Source organism: Nocardioides sp. zg-1228 (assembly GCF_017086465.1).
Classification (GTDB): domain Bacteria; phylum Actinomycetota; class Actinomycetes; order Propionibacteriales; family Nocardioidaceae; genus Nocardioides.
Genome location: NZ_CP070961.1, coordinates 294199 through 313297, shown reverse-complemented (window position 1 = coordinate 313297; position 19099 = coordinate 294199). Strand labels below are relative to the sequence as shown.

At 73.8% G+C, this 19099-nt stretch carries 20 protein-coding genes; 7 read left to right on the top strand and 13 right to left on the bottom strand.

Annotated elements, in window-relative coordinates:
- Positions 1-6: 6 nt before the first annotated feature.
- On the bottom strand, positions 7-741 hold the full coding sequence (nth, locus tag JX575_RS01525; protein WP_241005287.1) for an endonuclease III: 735 nt from the start codon (positions 739-741) through the stop codon (positions 7-9).
- 152 nt (positions 742-893) lie between these two features.
- Here nth and JX575_RS01520 point away from each other — a divergent pair, with 152 nt between their 5' ends.
- Positions 894-1571 (top strand): Crp/Fnr family transcriptional regulator, encoded by a 678-nt coding sequence (locus tag JX575_RS01520; RefSeq protein ID WP_186339946.1) that lies wholly within the window; start codon positions 894-896, stop codon positions 1569-1571.
- 116 nt (positions 1572-1687) lie between these two features.
- Here the strand turns inward: JX575_RS01520 and JX575_RS01515 are convergent, their stop codons facing one another.
- The 5 genes from JX575_RS01515 to JX575_RS01495 are packed head-to-tail and all read right to left on the bottom strand — an operon-like array spanning position 1688 to position 4571.
- Entirely contained in the window at positions 1688-2230 is a 543-nt protein-coding gene (locus tag JX575_RS01515; RefSeq protein ID WP_186339945.1) for a maleylpyruvate isomerase family mycothiol-dependent enzyme, read from the bottom strand.
- 39 nt (positions 2231-2269) lie between these two features.
- Positions 2270-3076 (bottom strand): MBL fold metallo-hydrolase, encoded by an 807-nt coding sequence (locus JX575_RS01510; protein WP_186339944.1) that lies wholly within the window; start codon positions 3074-3076, stop codon positions 2270-2272.
- 10 nt (positions 3077-3086) lie between these two features.
- The gene (locus tag JX575_RS01505; RefSeq protein ID WP_186339943.1) at positions 3087-3953 is read right to left on the bottom strand and encodes an NUDIX hydrolase; all 867 of its coding nucleotides are present in this window, start codon (positions 3951-3953) and stop codon (positions 3087-3089) included.
- Positions 3954-3955: 2 nt separating this feature from the next.
- A complete protein-coding gene (locus JX575_RS01500; RefSeq protein ID WP_186339942.1) occupies positions 3956-4411 on the bottom strand; it encodes a RidA family protein in 456 nt (151 codons plus the stop codon).
- A 1-nt stretch (position 4412) separates the two neighbouring features.
- Entirely contained in the window at positions 4413-4571 is a 159-nt protein-coding gene (locus JX575_RS01495) for a hypothetical protein (protein WP_186339941.1), read from the bottom strand.
- A 90-nt stretch (positions 4572-4661) separates the two neighbouring features.
- Between JX575_RS01495 and JX575_RS01490 the strand changes: the two genes are divergently transcribed.
- The 5 genes from JX575_RS01490 (at position 4662) to JX575_RS01470 (ending at position 10253) form a co-directional block, all read left to right on the top strand.
- A complete protein-coding gene (locus JX575_RS01490; RefSeq protein WP_186339940.1) occupies positions 4662-5819 on the top strand; it encodes a histidine kinase in 1158 nt (385 codons plus the stop codon).
- Positions 5816-6496: a response regulator transcription factor gene (locus JX575_RS01485; RefSeq protein WP_186339939.1), complete on the top strand. Its 681-nt coding sequence runs from the start codon at positions 5816-5818 to the stop codon at positions 6494-6496. The genes JX575_RS01490 and JX575_RS01485 overlap by 4 nt, the downstream gene beginning before the upstream one ends.
- Before the next feature lie 118 nt (positions 6497-6614).
- Positions 6615-7364, top strand: coding sequence for an ABC transporter ATP-binding protein (locus JX575_RS01480; protein ID WP_186339938.1), 750 nt, complete (start codon positions 6615-6617; stop codon positions 7362-7364).
- Positions 7364-9775, top strand: coding sequence for an FtsX-like permease family protein (locus JX575_RS01475; RefSeq protein ID WP_186339937.1), 2412 nt, complete (start codon positions 7364-7366; stop codon positions 9773-9775). The genes JX575_RS01480 and JX575_RS01475 overlap by 1 nt, the downstream gene beginning before the upstream one ends.
- Positions 9776-9857: 82 nt before the next feature.
- Positions 9858-10253, top strand: a complete 396-nt coding sequence (locus JX575_RS01470) for a low affinity iron permease family protein (RefSeq protein ID WP_186339936.1) — start codon at positions 9858-9860, stop codon at positions 10251-10253.
- Between the two features lie 6 nt (positions 10254-10259).
- On the opposite strand, the gene JX575_RS01465 is transcribed toward JX575_RS01470, so the two are convergent.
- Entirely contained in the window at positions 10260-11294 is a 1035-nt protein-coding gene (locus JX575_RS01465; protein ID WP_186339935.1) for an LLM class flavin-dependent oxidoreductase, read from the bottom strand.
- Positions 11295-11380: 86 nt separating this feature from the next.
- On the opposite strand from JX575_RS01465, the gene JX575_RS01460 reads away from it, so the two are divergent.
- Positions 11381-12784 carry an MFS transporter gene (locus JX575_RS01460; protein WP_206054473.1) on the top strand — a complete coding sequence of 468 codons (1404 nt, stop codon included), beginning with the start codon at positions 11381-11383 and terminating at the stop codon, positions 12782-12784.
- On the opposite strand, the gene JX575_RS01455 is transcribed toward JX575_RS01460, so the two are convergent.
- The 6 genes from JX575_RS01455 to JX575_RS01430 all read right to left on the bottom strand — a co-directional run bounded on the left by JX575_RS01455 (position 12762) and on the right by JX575_RS01430 (position 19061).
- A complete protein-coding gene (locus JX575_RS01455) occupies positions 12762-13919 on the bottom strand; it encodes a DUF418 domain-containing protein (protein ID WP_186339934.1) in 1158 nt (385 codons plus the stop codon). The genes JX575_RS01460 and JX575_RS01455 overlap by 23 nt on opposite strands.
- Before the next feature lie 106 nt (positions 13920-14025).
- The gene (locus tag JX575_RS01450) at positions 14026-15072 is read right to left on the bottom strand and encodes an aldo/keto reductase (protein WP_186339933.1); all 1047 of its coding nucleotides are present in this window, start codon (positions 15070-15072) and stop codon (positions 14026-14028) included.
- Positions 15069-16412 (bottom strand): LLM class flavin-dependent oxidoreductase, encoded by a 1344-nt coding sequence (locus JX575_RS01445; RefSeq protein ID WP_186339932.1) that lies wholly within the window; start codon positions 16410-16412, stop codon positions 15069-15071. Before JX575_RS01445 ends, JX575_RS01450 begins: the two co-directional genes overlap by 4 nt.
- Positions 16409-17200 (bottom strand): ABC transporter ATP-binding protein, encoded by a 792-nt coding sequence (locus JX575_RS01440; protein WP_186339931.1) that lies wholly within the window; start codon positions 17198-17200, stop codon positions 16409-16411. Before JX575_RS01440 ends, JX575_RS01445 begins: the two co-directional genes overlap by 4 nt.
- Complete coding sequence (locus tag JX575_RS01435) at positions 17176-18012, bottom strand: ABC transporter permease (RefSeq protein WP_186339930.1); 837 nt, start codon at positions 18010-18012, stop codon at positions 17176-17178. Before JX575_RS01435 ends, JX575_RS01440 begins: the two co-directional genes overlap by 25 nt.
- On the bottom strand, positions 18009-19061 hold the full coding sequence (locus tag JX575_RS01430) for an ABC transporter substrate-binding protein (RefSeq protein ID WP_186339929.1): 1053 nt from the start codon (positions 19059-19061) through the stop codon (positions 18009-18011). The genes JX575_RS01435 and JX575_RS01430 overlap by 4 nt, the downstream gene beginning before the upstream one ends.
- Between the last annotated feature and the right edge of the window lie 38 nt (positions 19062-19099).

Here is a 19099-nt window from a genome sequence, read left to right as displayed (position 1 = left end):
CGGGCCTCATGCGGGTCCCTGGGTGGTGACCAGCTTCTCCGCCTCGACCGGGTCGGTCGGACCGATGCCGAAGGACGGGCAGAGGCGGGCCACCGGGCAGGCGCCGCAGGCGGGCTTCTTGGCGTGGCAGCGCCGGCGCCCGTGCCAGATGAGGTGGTGCGACAGCATCGTCCAGTCGCGCTTGGGGAAGAGCGCGCCGACGGCGTGCTCGACCTTGACCGGGTCGGTCTCCTCGGTCCAGCCCAGGCGCCGCGCCAGCCGGCCGAAGTGGGTGTCGACGGTGATGCCGGGCTTGCCGAAGGCGTTGCCGAGCACGACGTTGGCGGTCTTGCGCCCCACGCCGGGCAGGGTGACGAGGTCGTCGAGGCGGTCGGGCACCTGGCCGTCGTAGCGCTCGACCAACGCCTGGCTCAGCTTGAGCAGCGCGTCGGTCTTCTGCCGGAAGAAGCCGAGCGGGCCGAGCAGCTGCTCGAGGTGCTCGCGCGGCGCCGCGGCCATCGCCTGCGGCGTGGGGTAGGCCGCGAAGAGGGCCGGGCTGGCGGCGTTGACCCGGCGGTCGGTGGTCTGCGCGGAGACCACCGTGACGACGAGGCACTCGAAGGGGTTGGTGAAGTCGAGCTCGGCGCGGGCGTCGGGATAGGTCTGCGCCAGGATCCGGTCGACCTTGCGCGCCCGGCGTACCAACGCGGTGTCGGGCTGGGGGATCACGACCGGGACGGCCTTGCGGGCGGGGGCTGGCACGCGCTCAGCCTACGGTCCGGTCCCGACACCGCCGAAGCCGGCGAAGCGTCCGCCGCACCGCCCGGTGTCGCGCGTGTGAGGCGGACCACGGCTAGGATCGGTGGTGATCCCGGGCGTGACCCGCCGGGACGCACCCGACCGGGAGGAATGACGTGGACAACGACGTGCTTCGGCAGGCACCGCTGTTCAGCTCGCTCGACGACGAGGCAGCGACTGCACTGGGTGGATCCATGGCCGAGACCCGGCTCCGTCGCGGTGACGTCCTCTTCCACGAGGGCGACTCCGGCGACAAGCTCTACATCGTCACCGAGGGCAAGGTGAAGCTCGGCCGGTCCTCCTCCGACGGCCGGGAGAACCTGCTCGCGATCATGGGTCCCGGACAGATGTTCGGCGAGCTCTCGCTCTTCGACCCCGGCCCACGCTCGGCGACGGTCACGGCCGTCACCGACGCCTCCTTCGCCTCGCTCTCCCACGACGACCTGCTGAAGTGGCTCGAGGGCCGCCCGCAGGTGGCGCGAGGCCTGCTGTCGCAGCTCGCCTCGCGGCTGCGCAAGTCCAACGACGTCGTCGCCGACCTGGTCTTCTCCGACGTCCCCGGCCGCGTGGCCAAGGCGCTGCTCGACCTGGCCGACCGCTTCGGGCGCACCGCCGACGACGGCGTGCACGTCCACCACGACCTCACCCAGGAGGAGCTCGCCCAGCTGGTCGGCGCCTCCCGCGAGACGGTCAACAAGGCCCTCGCCGACTTCGCCTCGCGCGGCTGGCTGCGCCTGGAGCCCCGCTCCGTCGTGATCATGGACATCGAGCGCCTCGGCCGCCGCGCCCGCTGACTCCGACCTCCACCCCGGCGCAGACGCGGACGTTGGTCCGCTCGGCCGCGCCGGCTGAGCGGGGACGCGAGCGCGGTCCCCGATCAACGTCCGCGCGTCTGCGCGGGCGGGACGCCTCAGGCGCGCGGGTCGCGGCCGGCGAACGCGGCCAGCCGGTCGTAGCGCGACGCGTCGTCGGGCAGGTCGACCGCCGCACCGAAGGCGTCGCCGCGGTTGTCGGCGGTCAGCCCCTGCTGCAGGAACGCCAGTCCGCGCTCGGCCACCTCGTCGTCGAGCGGTGTCAGCGGGGGCAGGCCGAGCGCCCGGACCAGGTCCCAGGTGTGCACGCCGAGCTCGGCGCTCTGCCAGTCGGCCTGGGCGACCTGGTCGTCGGGCTGGGTGTGCCAGTGGTGGAGCAGGTCGTCGGCGTGCGTCCGGAAGTGGGCGGCCAGCTGGGAGGCGTCGACTCCGGTGCGTGCGCTCCAGTCGACCTGCTCCCCGCGCGCCAGCTGCAGGAAGTGCTCCGGCGCGGCGGCCAGGTGGTCGGCGAGCTCGGCCACGGTCCACCCCTCGCAGGGCGTGGGCCGGTCGAGGTCGTCGGGGTGGACGGCGGCGAGGGCGTCGCCGGCCTGGTCGAGGGCGCGGGAGAGGACGACGACGGGGCGGCGCGGCTGGTCCATGACCCCACCTCACTCCTCACGCCGACCGGGCGCAAGGGGTCATTCGTCGAGGTGGGCCAGCTGGGCCCGCACCGACAGCTCGGCCGCACCCCACAGCACCGGGTCGACGTCGGCGTAGACGATCTCGACGATGGCGCGCGGCAGCGTGTCGTGGGGGAAGGACCCGCCCTCGCGCTCCACCGCGTGCAGGTCGCGCAGCGCGTCGCGCACCTGGTCGAGCCGCCGACGGCGGTGGGCGAGGTAGTGGTCGAGGGCGCCGAGGGCGTCGTCGATGACCGGGCCGTGGCCGGGCCACACCGTGGTGATGCCCTGCTCGCCGCACAGGGCGTGCAGCCGCTGCAGCGACGACAGGTAGGCACCGAGCTGCCCGTCGGGGTGCGCGACGACCGTCGTGCCGCGCCCCAGCACGGTGTCGCCCGTGAGCACGGCGCGGTCCTGCGGCACGACGAACGACAGCGAGTCGGACGTGTGCCCGGGCGTCGCGACGACGTGCACCTCCAGCCCGCCGACGGCCACCACGTCGCCCTCGTCGAGCCCTTCCGAGCCCAGCCGGTGGGCCGGGTCGAGCGCGCGTACGCCGCACCCGTGCCGCTCGGCGTAGTCGCGGGCCGCCTCGCTGTGGTCGGCGTGGTGGTGGGTCAGCAGCACCACCGCCACGTCACCGGCCGCCACGTCGACGGCGTCGAGGTGCGCGGCGATCGAGGGCCCCGGGTCGACGACGACCGAGCGCGACGACCCGGGGTCGCGCAGCACCCAGGTGTTGGTGCCGTCGAGGGTCATCACGCCGGCGTTGGGCGCCAGCACGCAGGTGCCCGTGGACCCGAAGGCGCCGCCCGACCAGCTCATCGCCGGCCCCTCAGCGCTGGGCCATCAGCGCGGCGTAGGCCGGTGGCGTCGAGAGGACGAACTCGTCGCCGTCGGCGACCACCTCGGGGGTGAACATCTCCACCCGACGCTCGCGCGCCTGCGCGAGCACCGCGTCGGGGTCGGCCTGCTGGCCCACCTCGAGGCAGGTCAGCCAGGTCGGCGGCAGCATGAGGATGTCCTCGCGCTCGACCTGCTCGACGGCGTCGAGGGCGGGCACCCACATCACCGAGGACGACTCGCTCGACACGTCACGGGTCACCTGTCCCTCGGGCAGCCGCGCGACGAAGAACCAGGTGCGGTAGCGCCGGGGCTCGAAGACCGGGGTCAGCCAGCCCGACCAGGCGCCGAGGAGGTCGGTGCGCAGCACCAGCGAGCGCCTCTCGAGGAAGGCGGTCATCGAGACCTCGCGCGTCTCCAGGGCGACGCGGTCGGCCTCCCAGTCGTCGCCGGTCGTGTCGGCCACGACCGAGTCGGCACCGGCGCCGGCGAGCAGGACGCCCGACTCCTCGAAGGTCTCGCGCACCGCGGCGCACACGAGCGCGACGGCCCTCGGCTCGTCGCAGTCGAGCCGGAAGGCCCACTCGGCCGGCGACGGCCCCGCCCAGAGGCCGCGGCCGACCAGCTCGTCGTCGAAGTCGCGCGGGTCGACCCCGCCGCCGGGGAACACGCACATGCCCCCGGCGAAGGCCATCGAGGTCTGGCGGCGCAGCAGGTAGACGTCGGACCCGCGGCCCGACGCGGACGGGCGCAGCAGCACCACTGTGGCGGCGTCGCGCGGCTCGGCCGGCGTCGCGTCACCCGCGGCGTACGAACGGGCCTGGGCGACGAGGGCCTCGGGGAGCGGAAGGCGCTCCATGCTCAGACTTCGACGACGATCTCGACCTCGACGGGCACGTCGAGCGGGAGCACCGAGACGCCGACGGCGGAGCGGGCGTGCTTGCCGGCGTCGCCGAAGACGTCGCCGAGCAGCTCGGAGGCGCCGTTGGCGACCTTCGGCTGGCCGGTGAAGTCGGGCGTCGAGGCGACGAAGACGACGACCTTGACCACGCGCTTGACCGCGTCGAGCGAGCCGACCTCGGCCTTGACCGCCGCGAGGGCGTTGAGGGCGCACTGGCGCGCGCACTCGTAGCCGACTTCCTCGCTGACGTCGCCACCGAGCTTGCCGACGGCGATCATCTCGCCGTCGCGGGCAGGGAGCTGTCCGGAGGTGAAGACGAGGTCACCGGTGCGGGACGTCGGCTGGTAGGCCGCGACCGGCGGGACGACGTCGGGGACGGTGATCCCCAGCTCGGCGAGGCGTGCCTCGGCGCCCACGTCAGGCCCCCGGCTTGGCGCGCTTGAGGAACGCCACCAGGCCGCCCTGGGCGTTGGTGTGGATGGCCACCAGCTCCCAGCCGTCCTGGCCGAAGTTGTTGAGCATCAGGGCCTCGTTGTGGAGCGGAATCGGCGCCACCTGGTATTCCCACTGGGTCATGGCTCGCACCCTACTCGGGACGGACGAGCGCGGACCGGGGTCCTCCCGTGGGCTGACGCAACGGCACCGCGCGCTGGTTAGGGTCCGACCATGGACCAGCACCCGTGGCGCCTGGGACCGCGCGCGCGGCGGTGGCTGGACGTGTCGATCGTCGGCGGGCTGGTGGTGCTCGGGATGGTCGCCCACCTCGCCGTCGGGGAGCCGGTGGCCGCGCTCCTCACGACCGCCGAGGTGGTCCCGCTGCTCTGGCGCCGCACCCGCGCCTGGGGGGTGTTCCTCGCGGTGGCCACGGCGTCCGCGGTGCAGGCCGTGGCCTACCACGAGCCGGTCGTCGGCCAGCTCGCGTTCCCCATCGCCGTCTACGCCGTGGCTCGCTGGTCGCCGCGCTGGCAGGGGGTGACGGCGCTGCTCGTCGGCTACGCCGCCTCGCTGGTCGCGGCGGTCCGTTGGACCCTGGGCTTCGGCGGCGAGCTGACCGCCGGCAACATCGTCCCCTACGCCGTGACTATCGGCGCTCTCGTCACGACCGCCTGGGCGCTGGGCTTCGCCGCCCAGGAGCGGGAGAGGTACGTCGCCTCGCTGGTCGCGCGCGCCGAGCAGGCCGAGCGGATGGCCGAGCGCGAGGTCGAGCTCGCCGCCCGCGACGAGCGCTCGCGCATCGCCCGCGAGATGCACGACGTCGTCGCCCATGGGCTGTCGGTGATCGTCGTGCAGGCCGACGGCGCCCGCTACGCCGCGGCGAAGGACCCCGGCGTGGCGGTCGCCACCCTCGAGACGATCGCCGCCGCGGGCCGCGAGGCGCTGACCGAGATGCGCCGCCTGCTGGGGCTGCTACGCGAGGGCGACACGGGCGTGGCGCCGCAGCCCGGGCTCGGCGACGTGCGCCACCTGGTCGAGGAGGCGCGCACCGCCGGCATGCGGGTCACCGCCGACCTCCCCGACCGGGTGGCCGAGGTGCCCGAGGTGCCCGACGGCGTCGGGCTGGCGGCCTACCGGATCGTGCAGGAGGCGCTCACCAACGTGCGCAAGCACGCCGGACCGAACGCGAGCGTGGACGTGCGGGTCACCGTCGACCGCGAGGTCGCCATCGACGTGCGTGACGACGGGCGGGGTGCGGCGGCGGGTGCCGACGGACGTGGGCTGGGCCTGGTCGGCATGCGCGAGCGCGCCGCCGTCCACGGCGGCACCCTCGAGGCCGGCCCGGCGCCCGGCGGCGGCTTCGCGGTGTCTGCGAGGCTGCCGCTGTGAGCGAGCACCGCACGGCCGACCGGATCCGGGTCTTCCTCGTCGACGACCAGCAGATGGTGCGCGCCGGCTTCCGCATGCTGGTCGAGAGCCAGGACGACATGGAGGTCGTCGGCGAGGCGGGCGACGGCGCCGAGGCGCTGGAGCGGTTGGCGGTCACCGCCGCCGACGTGGTGCTGATGGACGTCCGGATGCCCCGCGTCGACGGGGTGGAGGCCACCCGGCGGCTGCTGGCGGGCGCCGCGCCGCCGCGGGTGATCGTGCTGACCACCTTCGACCTCGACGAGTACGCCTTCGCCGCGATCCGTGCCGGCGCCTCCGCGTTCCTGCTCAAGGACGCCGCCCCGCCCGACCTCCTCGGCGCGATCCGGGCCGTGCAGGCCGGCGACGCCGTCGTCGCGCCGAGCACCACCCGCCGGCTGCTCGACCACTTCGCCGCGCTGCCCGACCCTGCCACGACCGGGCTCGTCGACGACCGACTCGCACAGCTCACCGACCGCGAGGTCGAGGTGCTGACCCTGGTCGCCCGCGGCCTCAGCAACACCGAGATCGCCGCCGCGCTCGTCGTCGCCGAGACGACCGTGAAGACCCACGTCGGCCGGGTGCTGGCCAAGACCGGCTCGCGCGACCGCGTGCAGCTCGTGGTGCTCGGCTACGAGTCGGGCCTGGTCACCCCCTAGCCCGTCCCCGCGTCCTCCCCCGGTCGTACGCCGACCCGCCGGGTGCGACCGCAGGGGGACGGGAGGTCCGTGCCGGGGACCGACGACCCGGGGGCCGCGAACGACGAGCGTTGTCCCCATGACGACGACACCCGACCTGACCACCCGCACGGCGGCGAGCGCCCGCGGGCTGACCCGCACCTACGGAGCCGGCGACAGCGCCGTGCACGCCCTGCGCGGCGTCGACCTCGACCTGCCCGCCGGGCGCTTCACCGCGATCATGGGCCCCAGCGGCTCCGGCAAGTCGACCCTGATGCACTGCCTGGCCGGACTCGACGCCGCGACGAGCGGCACGGTGAGCGTCGCGGGACGCGACCTCGCCGGGCTCGACGACACCGCCCTGACCCTCTTCCGCCGCGAGCACATCGGCTTCGTCTTCCAGGCGTTCAACCTGCTGCCGATGCTCACCGCCGGGCAGAACATCGTCCTCCCGCTCGAGCTCGCCGGCCGGGACGTCGACCGCGACCGCTACGACCAGGTCGTCGGTGTCCTCGGCCTCGCCGACCGCCTCGGGCACCTGCCCAGCCAGCTCTCCGGCGGCCAGCAGCAGCGCGTCGCCATCGCTCGGGCCCTGGTCACCCAGCCTGCCATCGTCTTCGCCGACGAGCCCACCGGCAACCTCGACAGCGAGGCCAGCGCCGAGGTGCTCGATCACCTGCGCCGCTCGGTCCGCGAGCTCGGCATGACGGTCGTCCTGGTGACCCACGAGCTCGACGCGGCGGCCTACGCCGACGACGTGGTGGTCATCCACGACGGCGCGCTCACCGCCCACCTCACCGACCCCGGCCAGGACGAGCTGGTCGCCGCACTGCGCGGGAAGGGCGCCTGATGCGCACCGTGATCCTGGCGTCGATGCGCCACCACACCCGCAGGTACGTCGCCGCGTCGCTCGCCGTCGTCATCGGCGTCGCCTTCATCGTGGTGATCGGGATGCTCACCGGAGCCACCCGGTCCGGGCTGACCGAGGACACCGGAGCGCCCGTCGCGGGCGTCGACCGGGTCGTGTCGACCTACGACACCGACGAGGTGAACGGGCTCGTGGACGCCGCGGCCGAGGGCGGCTTCGCGGTCCTGACGCTCGGCTACGCCATGGAGCCCGTCGCGCGCGACGGCGTCCAGCTCGCGGCGTCGGCGGACATCGCGGAGGCGTCCCTCGACCCGCGCGTGCAGTGGCAGCAGCTCGAGGACGGACGGTTCCCCGCGGAGGCCGGCGAGGCGCTGGCGGACGTCAACCGGAGCAAGGCCGCGGGCATGGCCATCGGCGACGTGGTCCGCATCGGCAGCGGGTCTGCCGCGACGGACGTCGAGATCGTCGGTCTGGTGGACAGCCCCGCGGCGCTCGGCGCCGCGCTCTACGTGCCGTGGCAGGACCTCCGGCGGTTCGAGGACACGCTGTGGATCGACGCGGTCGGGTGGGACGGCCCGGCGGACCTGGCCCGCGAGGTGGCTCCCGACGCCACGGTCGCGTCCTCGTCCGACTGGACGGCCGCCCGCCAGGCCGAGATCACCCGCGGTGTCGACGTCATCGCGATCATGGCGCTGCTGTTCGTCGCGATCGCGCTGTTCGTCGGCGTGCTGGTGATCACCAACACCTTCGCCATCCTCTTCGCGCAGCGCATGCGCGACTTCGCGCTGCTGCGCTGCGTCGGCGTCACCCGCCGGCAGCTGCGAGGCGCGATCCGGCTCGAGGCCCTCGTCCTGGGGGTGGCCGCATCGGCGATCGGCGTCGCCGTCGGGACGCTCGCCGGGGCCGGCCTCGTCGTGCTGGTGCGCCGGTGGTTCACCGACATGGGTCCGGCCGCGCTCGACCCCGTCTGGACCGCCACGGCCTTCGCGGTGGGGACCCTGGTGACGCTCGGTGCCGCCTGGCTGCCGACGCGCGCGGCCGTGAGGGTCGCCCCGCTCGCCGCCCTGCGACCTGCCACCGGCGTGGACGTGCGGTCGGCCGCCGGACGCTGGCGCCTGGCCCTCGCCGCTCTCGGCATCGGGGCCGGCGGGGTCCTGCTGGCGGCGGCGATCGCCACGAAGTCGGTGCCGGTGATGCTCGCCGGCGGCGTGCTCGCCTTCGTCGGTGTGCTCCTCCTCGGCCCGGTGCTGGTGCCGCGACTGATCCGCCTCACCGGCGCCCTGCCGGGCGGGGGGCCGGTGCGCCGGCTCGCCACCGGCAACGCCGTGCGCAACCCGCGGCGTACGGCGACCACGGCCGCCTCGCTCCTCGTCGGGGTGACCCTGACGACCGCGATCCTCACGGGGCTGGCCTCCTCGCGCACCGCGATCGACCAGGACATGGACGACTCGCACCCGCTGGACTCCAGCATCACCGCGGTCGACGAGCCGCTGGACGGCTCGCTCGTCGACCGGGTCGCGGCCACCGATGGGGTCGCCGAAGCCGTCGCGCTGGACGGCACCACGGCCACCATCGGACAGGTGGCGCTCACCCTCCTCGCAGCGGACGACGGCACCCGGGTCGTGCGCGGGTCCGCCGACCTGGTGCCCGACGACGGTGTGCTGCTCCTGCCCCACAGCGTGGTCGCGGAGCTTCCGGCACGGCTGTCCGAGCGCGCCGGGCAGGGGGAGGCGACCGTCACGGTCGGCGGCCGCGAGCACACCCTCGAGGTGCGGACCGACAGCGGCTGGGGACGCTCGGGCCTGGTGTCCGCCACCACGCTCGCAGCGCTCGACCCCGACGCGCGAGCGATGGCGGTGTGGGCCAGGGCCGCGGACGGCGCCGACGCGGATGAGCTGTCGGGCGACCTCGCGGTGCTGGCCGGGGCGGCGGACGCCGACCTGGGCGGCGGCTGGACCGAGCGCAGCTGGGTCTACCTCCAGGTCGACATCCTCACCGGTGCCGTCGTCGGCCTGATGGCCGTGGCGATCCTCATCGCGCTGGTCGGCATCGCCAACACGCTGGGGCTCTCGGTGCTCGAGCGCGGCCGGGAGAACGCGCTGCTGCGGGCGATGGGACTCACGCGCGAGCAGCTGCGCCGCGCGATGGCGGCCGAGGGCCTGCTCCTGTCGTCGGTGGCGACGCTGATGGGCCTCGCGATCGGCCTGGCCTTCGCCTGGGTCGGGGTGCAGGTCATGGTGGCCGGGGTCGTCGACGGCGCCGGGTTCACCGTCCCGGTGTGGCAGCTCGGAGCCGTCGCGCTGGTCGCGGCCCTCGCCGGGTTGGCCGCCTGCGTCGTGCCCGCGCGCCGGGCGGCGCGGGTGACGCCTGCCGCGGGACTCGCGCTCGTCTGAGCGCGGGCCTCGGGCAGGAGAAGGGCCCCGGACCTCCTCGGGGGAGGGGTCCGGGGCCGATCCGACCCGCTAGGTTCCGTCCATGGAGCGCACCGAGGCGGCGGAGAGCCGCAAGCAGCACGACGGGCTCGACCCCTTCGAGCGGTTCGTCGAGCTGTCGACCAGGGCCATCAGCCGGGCGCCGTTCTTCGCCGTCGTCGTGGCGGTCGTGGTGATCTGGGCGGCGAGCTATCCGTTCTGGTCGAGCACCACCAAGTGGGAGCTGGCGATCCACACCTTCGGTGCGGTCCTCTCACTGCTGCTGCTCGTGCTGTTGGAGAACGCCGGGCGTCGCAACACCGAGGCCATGCAGGAGAAGCTCAACGTGATCGCCGAGGCGATGGCCGCGCTGATGGACTCACGCGCCGCCGACGACCCCGGTCTCCGTGGCGCGGTCGAGGACCTGCGCGAGGCGGTCGGGCTCGAGAAGCGGCACTGAGGGCCCTCAGCCGACGAGCAGCCGCAGCGTCTCCTCGCGCGCCGGCGAGGTGCGTACGTCGGTGCCGGCCGCGGCGCCCGCGACCGGGTGCACCATCACCTCGTCGACGCCGAACTCCTGGGCGAGCTCCTCGATCCGGGCGCGCGCCTGCTCGGGGGCGCCGACGATCCAACGCCGCGCCATCGCCTCGGCGAGCGCGCGCTGGTCGGGCGTCAGCTCGACCGCCTCGGCCTCCTCGACGAGCCGCTGGGCGTGCAGGGGGGCGCCGGTGCGCAGCGCGATCATCTGCTGCACGTTGGGCAGCGCGCGGCGGCGCGCCTCCTCCTCGGTCTCGGCCACGACGGCGTTGACGGTCAGGAACGTGCGGGGCTCGGGATACTCCGGCGACGGGCGGTAGGACGAGCGGTAGAGGTCGAGCGCCACGCCCGTGCCCTCCCCCGAGAAGTGGTGCGCGAAGACGTAGGGCAAGCCCTTCTCGGCGGCCAGGCGGGCCGAGTAGTCGCTCGAGCCGAGCAGCCACATGTCGGCCAGCGTGCGGGCCGCGGGGGTCGCGCGGAGCGGCTGGCGGCGCGGGCCGACCTGGAGCTCCACGCCCTCGGTGGTCATCAGGGTGCGGATGTCCTCGACGTAGTCGGGGAACTTGGTGACCGCCTCGTCGGCGGACTCCGCGCTCCCGCCGCGCAGGACGTACCTGGTGAGCGGGTCGGTGCCGGGGGCCCGGCCGATGCCCAGGTCGATGCGGCCGGGGAAGGCGGCCTCGAGCAGGGCGAACTGCTCGGCGACGACCAACGGCGCGTGGTTGGGCAGCATCACGCCGCCCGAGCCGACCCGGATGCGCTCGGTCGCGGAGGCGAGCATCGCGATGAGGACGGGCGGGTTGGTGGCGGCGACGGCCGGCATGTTGTGGTGCTCGGCGACCCAGAAGCGGCGGTAGCCGAGGTCGTCGGCGACGCGGACGAGGTCGCGCGAGGCGGCGATGGCGTCACCGGTGGTCTGGTCGCTGCGGACGGGCACGAGGTCGAGCACGGAGAGAGCAGTCACTGTCGGCGCAGCGTCCGCGACGCCGCGATTATTCCGGAGCACAACCCGGTTGACCTCGTGTGCACGGCAGGCCCTACCGTCACCGAGTGAGCACCAGCACCACGCCGGGCACCGACGAGCCGCGCGAGCGGATCCTCTCCCCGGCCTACGCCGCCACGACGGTCGGCCTGTTCTCCCTCATCGCGTTCGCCGCCTTCGAGGCGATGGCGGTGACCACCGTGATGCCGACCGTCGCGCGCAGCCTCGACGGCTTCGACTACTACGCCCTCGCGTTCGCCGCCCCCTTCGCCAGCGGCGTCGTCGGCATGGTGGCTGCGGGCATGTGGGCCGACCGCCGCGGTCCGTTCCAGCCGCTGCTGGCCTCGCTGGTGACCTTCTCGCTCGGCCTCCTCGTGTGCGGGACGGCACCGGCGATGGAGCTCTTCGTCGTGGGGCGCATCGTGCAAGGGCTGGGCAGCGGCGCGATGATCGTCGTGGCCTACGTGCTGGTCGGGCTGGTCTACCCCGCCCGGCTCCGCGGCGCCATCTTCGCCGCCTTCGCCGCCGCATGGGTCCTGCCGGCCCTGTTCGGACCCGGGGTGGCCGCGTTCGTCGCGCACGCGGTCGGCTGGCGGTGGGTCTTCCTGGGGATCGTGTTCCTGGTCGCGGTGTCGGCGGTCCTGGTGACCCCCACCGCCCGGCGGCAGCCCGCCCCCGCGGAGCCGGGCGCGGCGTCCCTGTCCCGCCTCGGCTGGGCGGTGCTCGCCGCCGCAGCGGTGCTCGCGCTCGAGCTGCTCGGCTCCGGGACCGGTGCCACCCTGGTGGCCGCGGCGCTCGCGTTCGTGCTGGTCGTCGTCGGCGTCCGCCCGCTGCTGCCCGCGGGAACGCTCACCGGCGGGCGCGGCCTGCCGGCCGTGATCGCCACCCGCGGCCTGCTCGCCGCCTCGTTCTTCTGCGCCGAGGCCTACATCGTCTACGTCCTCCAGGAGCGGTGGGACCTCACTCCCGGCCAGGCCGGCATCGCCCTGACCCTCGTCGGCGTGGTGTGGGCGGCGTCCAGCCAGGTCTCCTCGCGCCTGGGTGAGCGCGTCTCGCACGGCGCCGCGTTCCGGTTCGGCACGAGCGTCGTGCTGCTCGGTGTCGCGGGCATCGCGGCCCTCGTCTGGCTCCGCTCCAGGGGCACGGGCGTCCCGGCGCCGGCTCCCATCGCGGCCTACGTCCTCGCCAGCATCGGCATGGGCTTCGCCTATCCCCGCACGGGCGTGGCGATGCTCGCCTCGGCCACCGACGAGGACCGTGGCTTCAACTCCTCGGCCCTCACCGTCGCCGACTCGCTGGGCGCCGCGCTGGCGCTGTCGGTGAGCGGCATCGCCTACGCCGCTGCGGTGCGCGCCGACGTCGATCCCTTCTCGGTGGTCTACGCCCTCGCGGTCGTCATCGGCGTGCTCGGGGTGGTGGTCGGTGCCCGGGCCGCGGCGCGTCCGGAGGTCAGCGGTAGGTCACCTGCCTGACGAGCACCTCGAACGGTCCGCGCCTGCCGGTCCGGCGCATCCAGTCGGCGAGCGCCACCGTGAGCAGCCAGGTGAGGACGGCGAGCACCGCGTTGGCGGCGATGGTCAGGTCGTCGGAGAGCCCGAGCAGCACAGGAGTGAAGGCCAGCGTCCACACCACCGACTGCGCGAGGTAGCACGTCATGGACCGTTGGCCGACGGCCTGCAGGGCCAGCACCGTCCTCCCCTGCGCGCGCCCGGTCTCCTCGAGGCGCAGCGCGACCAGCGCGATCAGGGCCGCATAGCCGAAGCCGCCCAGGACCCCGGTCGCGTCGTGGAGCGCGGCCGGCCCGGAGACGGTGGCACCGCCCGGCACCCGGCCGTCGAGCTGGAGCAGGGCGAGCGGCTGGGCGCCGACGACGGCCGCGGCAACACCCGTCAGGCCGACGACGAGGAGGCCACGGGCCCGCCTGGCCCGCGCCTCGGGCGACGGCGGCTCGAGCAACCGGCGGCGGCCGGCCCACAGGCCGACCAGGAAGGGGCACGCGAAGCCGACCGGTCCCAGAAGGGCGATGAAGCCCGACGCGGTGGCGCGGTCGACCACCATCGTGACGAGGCCGGTCGGCAGCATCGTTGCGACGTCCGGCCCCCCGGTGGCGTCCCCCAGGGCGCCGTCGTCGGGCAGCGCGACGAGCACGAGGAAGGCGGCTGCGACGCCGAGCAGCCATCCGTCCTTCCACCGCACGGCCCAGGCACCGACCAGGAGGAGCACCCCGTAGGCGGCGAGGATGTCGCCCACGAAGAGCAGCACCGCGTGCAGGAATCCGACGCAGACCAGGACGCCGGCGCGGCGCCAGAGCAGGCGACGTACGTCCCGGGGCCTGGCGTCGCCCTGCCGCCGCACGATCTGGCTGACGCCGTAGCCGAAGAGCAGGCCGAACATCGGGAAGGCCCGACCATCGACGAACGTCGTGGTCGCCCACGCGACCGCCCGGTCGAGCGGACCCTGGTCGAGCGGGTAGCCGCCGAGGTACGACGACCCCTCGAGGAAGTAGTGCGAATTGGCCAGTGCGATCGCGAGCAGCATGACGCCGCGCGCGAGGTCCGGTCCCAGCGACCGCGACGCCTGGTCGACGGGTCCGGCAGCGACGGTCATGCTCGGGATACTAGAGTGACTGCTCCATTATTGGAACACCTGCCGTCGCCCGCTCCCCCGCGACCCGCCGCCCGGCCCTCCCCTCGGGGCCGGGCGGCGCGCGCGATCAGCGGCGCCGGAGCGCCGCCTCGACGAGGGCCGGCGGTGCGTAACCCCGGTCTGCCTCGTTGAGCGTGGTGCCGGGGGGGACGATCTCGTCGATCCGGTCGAGCACGTCGGACGGCAGCACGACCTTCTCCACGCCGAGCTGCGACTCGAGCTGCTCGAGGGTCCGCGGGCCGATGATGGCCGAGGACACCCCCGGGTGCGCGAGCACGAAGCCGAGGGCGAGGTGGATCAGCGACAGCCCCGCCTCGTCGGCCAGCTCCTGCAGCGCGAAGACCGCCTCGAGCTTGACCTTGTTCTCCGGCGAGGACGGGTCGTGGCGCGCGGGCTGGCGGCGCAGCCGGCTCGACGTCACCGCCGGGTCCTCGCCGCGGCGGTAGCGACCCGAGAGCCAGCCGCCCGCGAGCGGGCTCCAGGGGAGCACGCCGAGGCCGTACTTCTGTGCGGTCGGCAGGATGTCGCGCTCGACCTCGCGGGCGAGGATCGAGTACGGCGGCTGCTCGGTGACAGGGCGCTCCCGGTTGCGCCTCTCCGCCACCCACTGCGCCTCCACGACCTGGGAGGGCAGGAACGTCGAGGTGCCGATGTAGCGCACCTTGCCCTGGCGGACGAGGTCGGTCAGGGCACCGAGGGTCTCGTCGATGTCGACCTCGGGCCGCGGCCGGTGCACCTGGTAGAGGTCGATGTGGTCGACCTGCAGGCGTCGCAGCGAGTGCTCGACCTCGCGGATGATCCAGCGGCGCGAGTTGCCGGCCTGGTTGGGGTCCTCGTCGTGCATGGTGCCGTGGAACTTGGTGGCGAGGAAGACGTCGTCGCGGCTGCCCGTGCGGGCCTTCAGCGCCTTGCCGACGATCTCCTCCGACTCACCGCGGGCATAGACGTCGGCGGTGTCGATGACGTTGATGCCGGCGTCGAGCGCACGGTGGATGATCGCGATCGACTCGTCGTGGTCGGGGTTGCCCCACGCGCCGAACATCATCGCGCCGAGGGTCAGTGGACTGACCTGGACGCCGGTCCGCCCCAGGGGGCGGTAGTGGTCGAAGCTCATGCGGTCCTCTCGTTGAAGGTGGGTGCGTACTGGCTGGCGGGTCGTTCGAGGCCGAGGTGCTCGCGGAGGGTGCTTCCTGTGTACTCCTCGCGGAACAGCCCGCGTGCACGCAGGATCGGCACGACCTCGTCGATGAAGACCTCGATGCCTCCCGGCAGCCACGGCGGCATCACGTTGAAGCCGTCGGCGGCTCCCGACTCCGCCCACTCCTGGATGGTGTCGGCGACCTGGTCGGGGGTGCCGGTGACGACCCGGTGGCCGCGGGCACCGGCGAGGCGGTGGCAGAGCTGGCGCAGCGTCGGCTGCTCGCGCTCGACGATGTCGAGCACCAGCTGGAACCTGCTGCCCTCGCTGCGCTCCTCGCTCGCGTCGATCACCTCGCGCGGGAAGGGACCGTCGAGGTCGTACGCCGAGAGGTCGACGCCGGTCAGCCGGTTGAGCTGCGCGAGCGAGTACTCCGGCTGGGTGAGGTCGTTGAGCTGCTGGTGCAGGTCCTCGGCCTCCCGCGCCGTGGACCCGATGAACGGGCTGATGCCCGGCAGCACCTTGAGCCCCCGTGGGTCGCGACCCTGCGCCTGCGCCCGCCGCTTGATGTCGGCGTAGAACTCCTGGGCCGACCCGATCGTCTGGTGGGCGGTGAAGATCGCCTCGGCCCAGCGGGCCGCGAAGGCGCGCCCGTCCTCCGACGAGCCGGCCTGCACGTAGACCGGCCGGCCCTGCGGCGAGCGGGGCGCGTTGAGCGGGCCCGCCACCCGGAAGTGCTTGCCGACGTGGTCGACGCGGTGGATCTTGTCGGGGTCGGCGAAGATCCCGCTCTCCCGGTCGGCGACGACCGCGTCGTCCTCCCAGCTGTCCCAGAGCTTGGTCACGACCTCGAGGTACTCCTCGGCCCGCTCGTAGCGGTCGCGGTGCAGCGGGTGGGCGTCGAGGCCGAAGTTGAGCGCCGCGTCGGCCGCGCCCGTCGTGACGATGTTCCAGCCGGCGCGGCCACCGCTGAGGTGGTCGAGCCCGCAGAACTGCCGGGCGAGGTTGTAGGGCTCGGTGTAGGTGGTCGACGCGGTGCCGATCACGCCGATCCGCTCGGTCGCGGCCACGATCGCCGTCATCACGGTGATCGGCTCGAGGCGGAAGCGGGCGGCGTACTGGATGTTCTCGGCCAGGGAGGGGCCGTCGGCGAAGAAGACGGCGTCGAACTTCGCCGCCTCCGCGCGCTGGGCGAGCTCCTGGTAGTAGGTGATGTCGAGGATCCGGTCGGTCTGGCTGTCCGGGTGCCGCCAGGCCGCCTCGTGGTGGCCGTCGGGGTAGATGAAGAGGTTGAGGTGGAGCTGCCGGCCGGTCATGACGCCGCCCGGTCCACGGCACGGTCGAGGCGCGCCGGTGCGGCGTCGTGGTCGTCCTCGACACCGAGCTCGGCCAGCAGCCGGGCCCGGAGGCGGGCGAAGGCCGGGTCGGCCTGCGAGCGCCGGCCCTCGAGCTCGACGCGCGCGTCGTGGCGTACGACGCCGCCGTCCAGCACGATGACGCGGTCGGCCAGCACGATCGCCTCCTCGACGTCGTGGGTCACCAGCAGGACGGCCGGGCGGTGCACCTCGCACAGCTTGCGCAGCAGCGTGTGCATCCGGATCCGGGTCAGCGCGTCGAGCGCGCCGAAGGGCTCGTCGGCCAGCAGCAGCTGCGGGTCGCGGACCAGCGAGCGGGCCAGGGAGGCGCGCTGCTGCTCGCCGCCGGAGAGCTCGTGCGGCCATGCCCTCTCCCGCCCGGCGAGACCGACCTCGTCGAGCGCCCGGACGCCGCGCTCGGCGGCGTCTCGGTCGCGCAGGCCCAGGGTGACGTTGTCGAGCACGCGCTTCCACGGCAGCAGTCGGGAGTCCTGGAACACCACCGAGACCTTCTCCGGCACCTCGATGACTCCGGTGCCGGCGACGTCGCGGTCGAGGCCGGCCAGGGCGCGCAGCAGGGTGCTCTTGCCCGACCCGCTGCGACCCAGCAGCGCCACGAACTCGCCCGGGGCGATGTCGAGGTCGAGGCCGTTGAGCACGCCTCCCGCCTCGTTGAAGCTGCGGTGCAGGGACGTGACCCGCACCGCCTGCTCGTGCTGGGTGCTCAGCTCGCCAGTGTGCGACGCCATGACAGTGCCTTCCTCTCGATCAGTCGGACGATCGCGTCGGCGGTGACGCCGAGCATCGCGTAGACGACCAGGCCGACGACGATGACGTCGGTCTGTCCGTAGTTGGACGCGAGCGTGATCATGTGGCCGATGCCGCTCGTGGCGTTGATGACCTCGACGACGACCAGCGCGAGCAGCGAGGAGGTCACCGCGAAGCGCAGGCCGAGCAGGAAGCCGGGCATCGCGCCGGGGAGCACCACGTGGCGGATGAACTCACCGCGCGTGGCACCGAGCGTCTCGGCGAGCTCGGCATACCTGCCCTCGATGGTGCGCAGGCCGTTGTGGGTGTGGATGTAGATGGGCACGAACACCGCGAGGGCGATCGTGATGACCTTCATCGGCTCGCCGATCCCGAGCCACAGGATCAGCAGCGGGATGAGGGCGAGCGTCGGGATGGAGCGCTTGACCTGGATCGGCCCGTCGATGAGGGACTCCCCGATCCGGGACAGGCCCGACAGCAGTGCGAGAACGGTGCCGACGACGACGCCGAGGCCCAGGCCCAGGGCCGCCCTGAGGCCCGAGGTGAGCAGCCCCTCCTGGAGGCGGCCGTTCTCGATGAGCGTCCCGGCCGTCTCCAGCACCGTCCATGGCTCGGTGAGCGTGCGCGGGTCGAGGAGTCCGGTCGCGGACCCCACCACCCAGGCCGCCAGGAGCGCGGCGATGCCGATGAGGCCACCGAAGCGGATCGGCCTGCCCGGGCCGAGCCGCCGCCGGGCCGGGCGTACGTCCTCCGCCTCGGCGAGTGCGCGGGCGGGTGCGGCGAGGGTCGTCATGAGCCCTCCAGCGCGGCCGCGATGGCCTTCTCGTAGCGGCGGTCGTAGAGGGTCTCGACCTTCAGCGGCTCCTGGCCCTGGGCCTCGACCAGCGTGTCGACGGTCTCCTGGTGGCGCGCGATGAACTCGTCCCAGTCGGTGGGCACCGTGTACTCGCCGAGCGCCTCGACGACGTGCGTGGCGTCCTCGGGCGCGAGGCCCTCGTGGTCGACGTAGTAGGCCTGGGCGAACTCGTCGGGGTGCTCGGAGATCCACTGCTGCGCCTTCGCCCAGGCGACGACGAACTCCTTGATCGCGGCGGCCTTGTCGGCGTCCTCGAGCACGGCGGTCGGCGCGTAGAGCGTCCACGCGTCGTCCCGCACGCCCGGGAGGATCGTCGTGGCGCCGTCGCGCTCGTACTTGGCGAGGTAGGTCTTGACCAGGGTCTGGCCGAGGGGCGCGACGTCGACCTGCTTGCCGGCGAGCGCGACGGAGAACGCGTCGTCGACGCTCTGCATCTCGACGAACTCCACGTCGTCCTGGCTCAGGCCGGCCGCGCGGAGCACGTTGAGCACCAGCGCCCCCTGCGCCTGGCCAGGGCTGTAGGCGATCTTCTTGCCCTTGAGGTCCTCGATCGACTCCACGTCGACGCCGGGGGCCACGCCGAGCTCGTACGTCGGGTGCTCCATCGGGTCGACGGTCTCCCGCGCGGCGACGATCCGGACGTCGGTGCCGGTCCAGTGGGCGAAGAGCGGCGGGATGTCGGCCACCGAGCCGATGTCGATGGCGTCGGCGCGGAACGCCTCCAGGGTCTTGGGGCCGCCGGTGATGTTCGCCCACTCGACCTCGACGTCGAGCTCGTCGATCAGGCCGGACGTCTCGAGGGCGACCTGCGTGGCGGGGTCGCCGACGCGCAGCACGGTGTCGTCGGCAGGGGCGTCGGGGAGGGCGGCGGTCAGCTCGAGCCGCGGTCCCGCCTGGTCGCCTCCGCAGGCGGAGAGGGCCAGGAGGCCGGCGCTGGCCAGCGCGGCCGCTCGGATCAGGGGGCGGGTGAGCCCTCGTCGTGGCATCAGGGATTCTCCTTCTCGGGACTACGGACCTTCAAAGT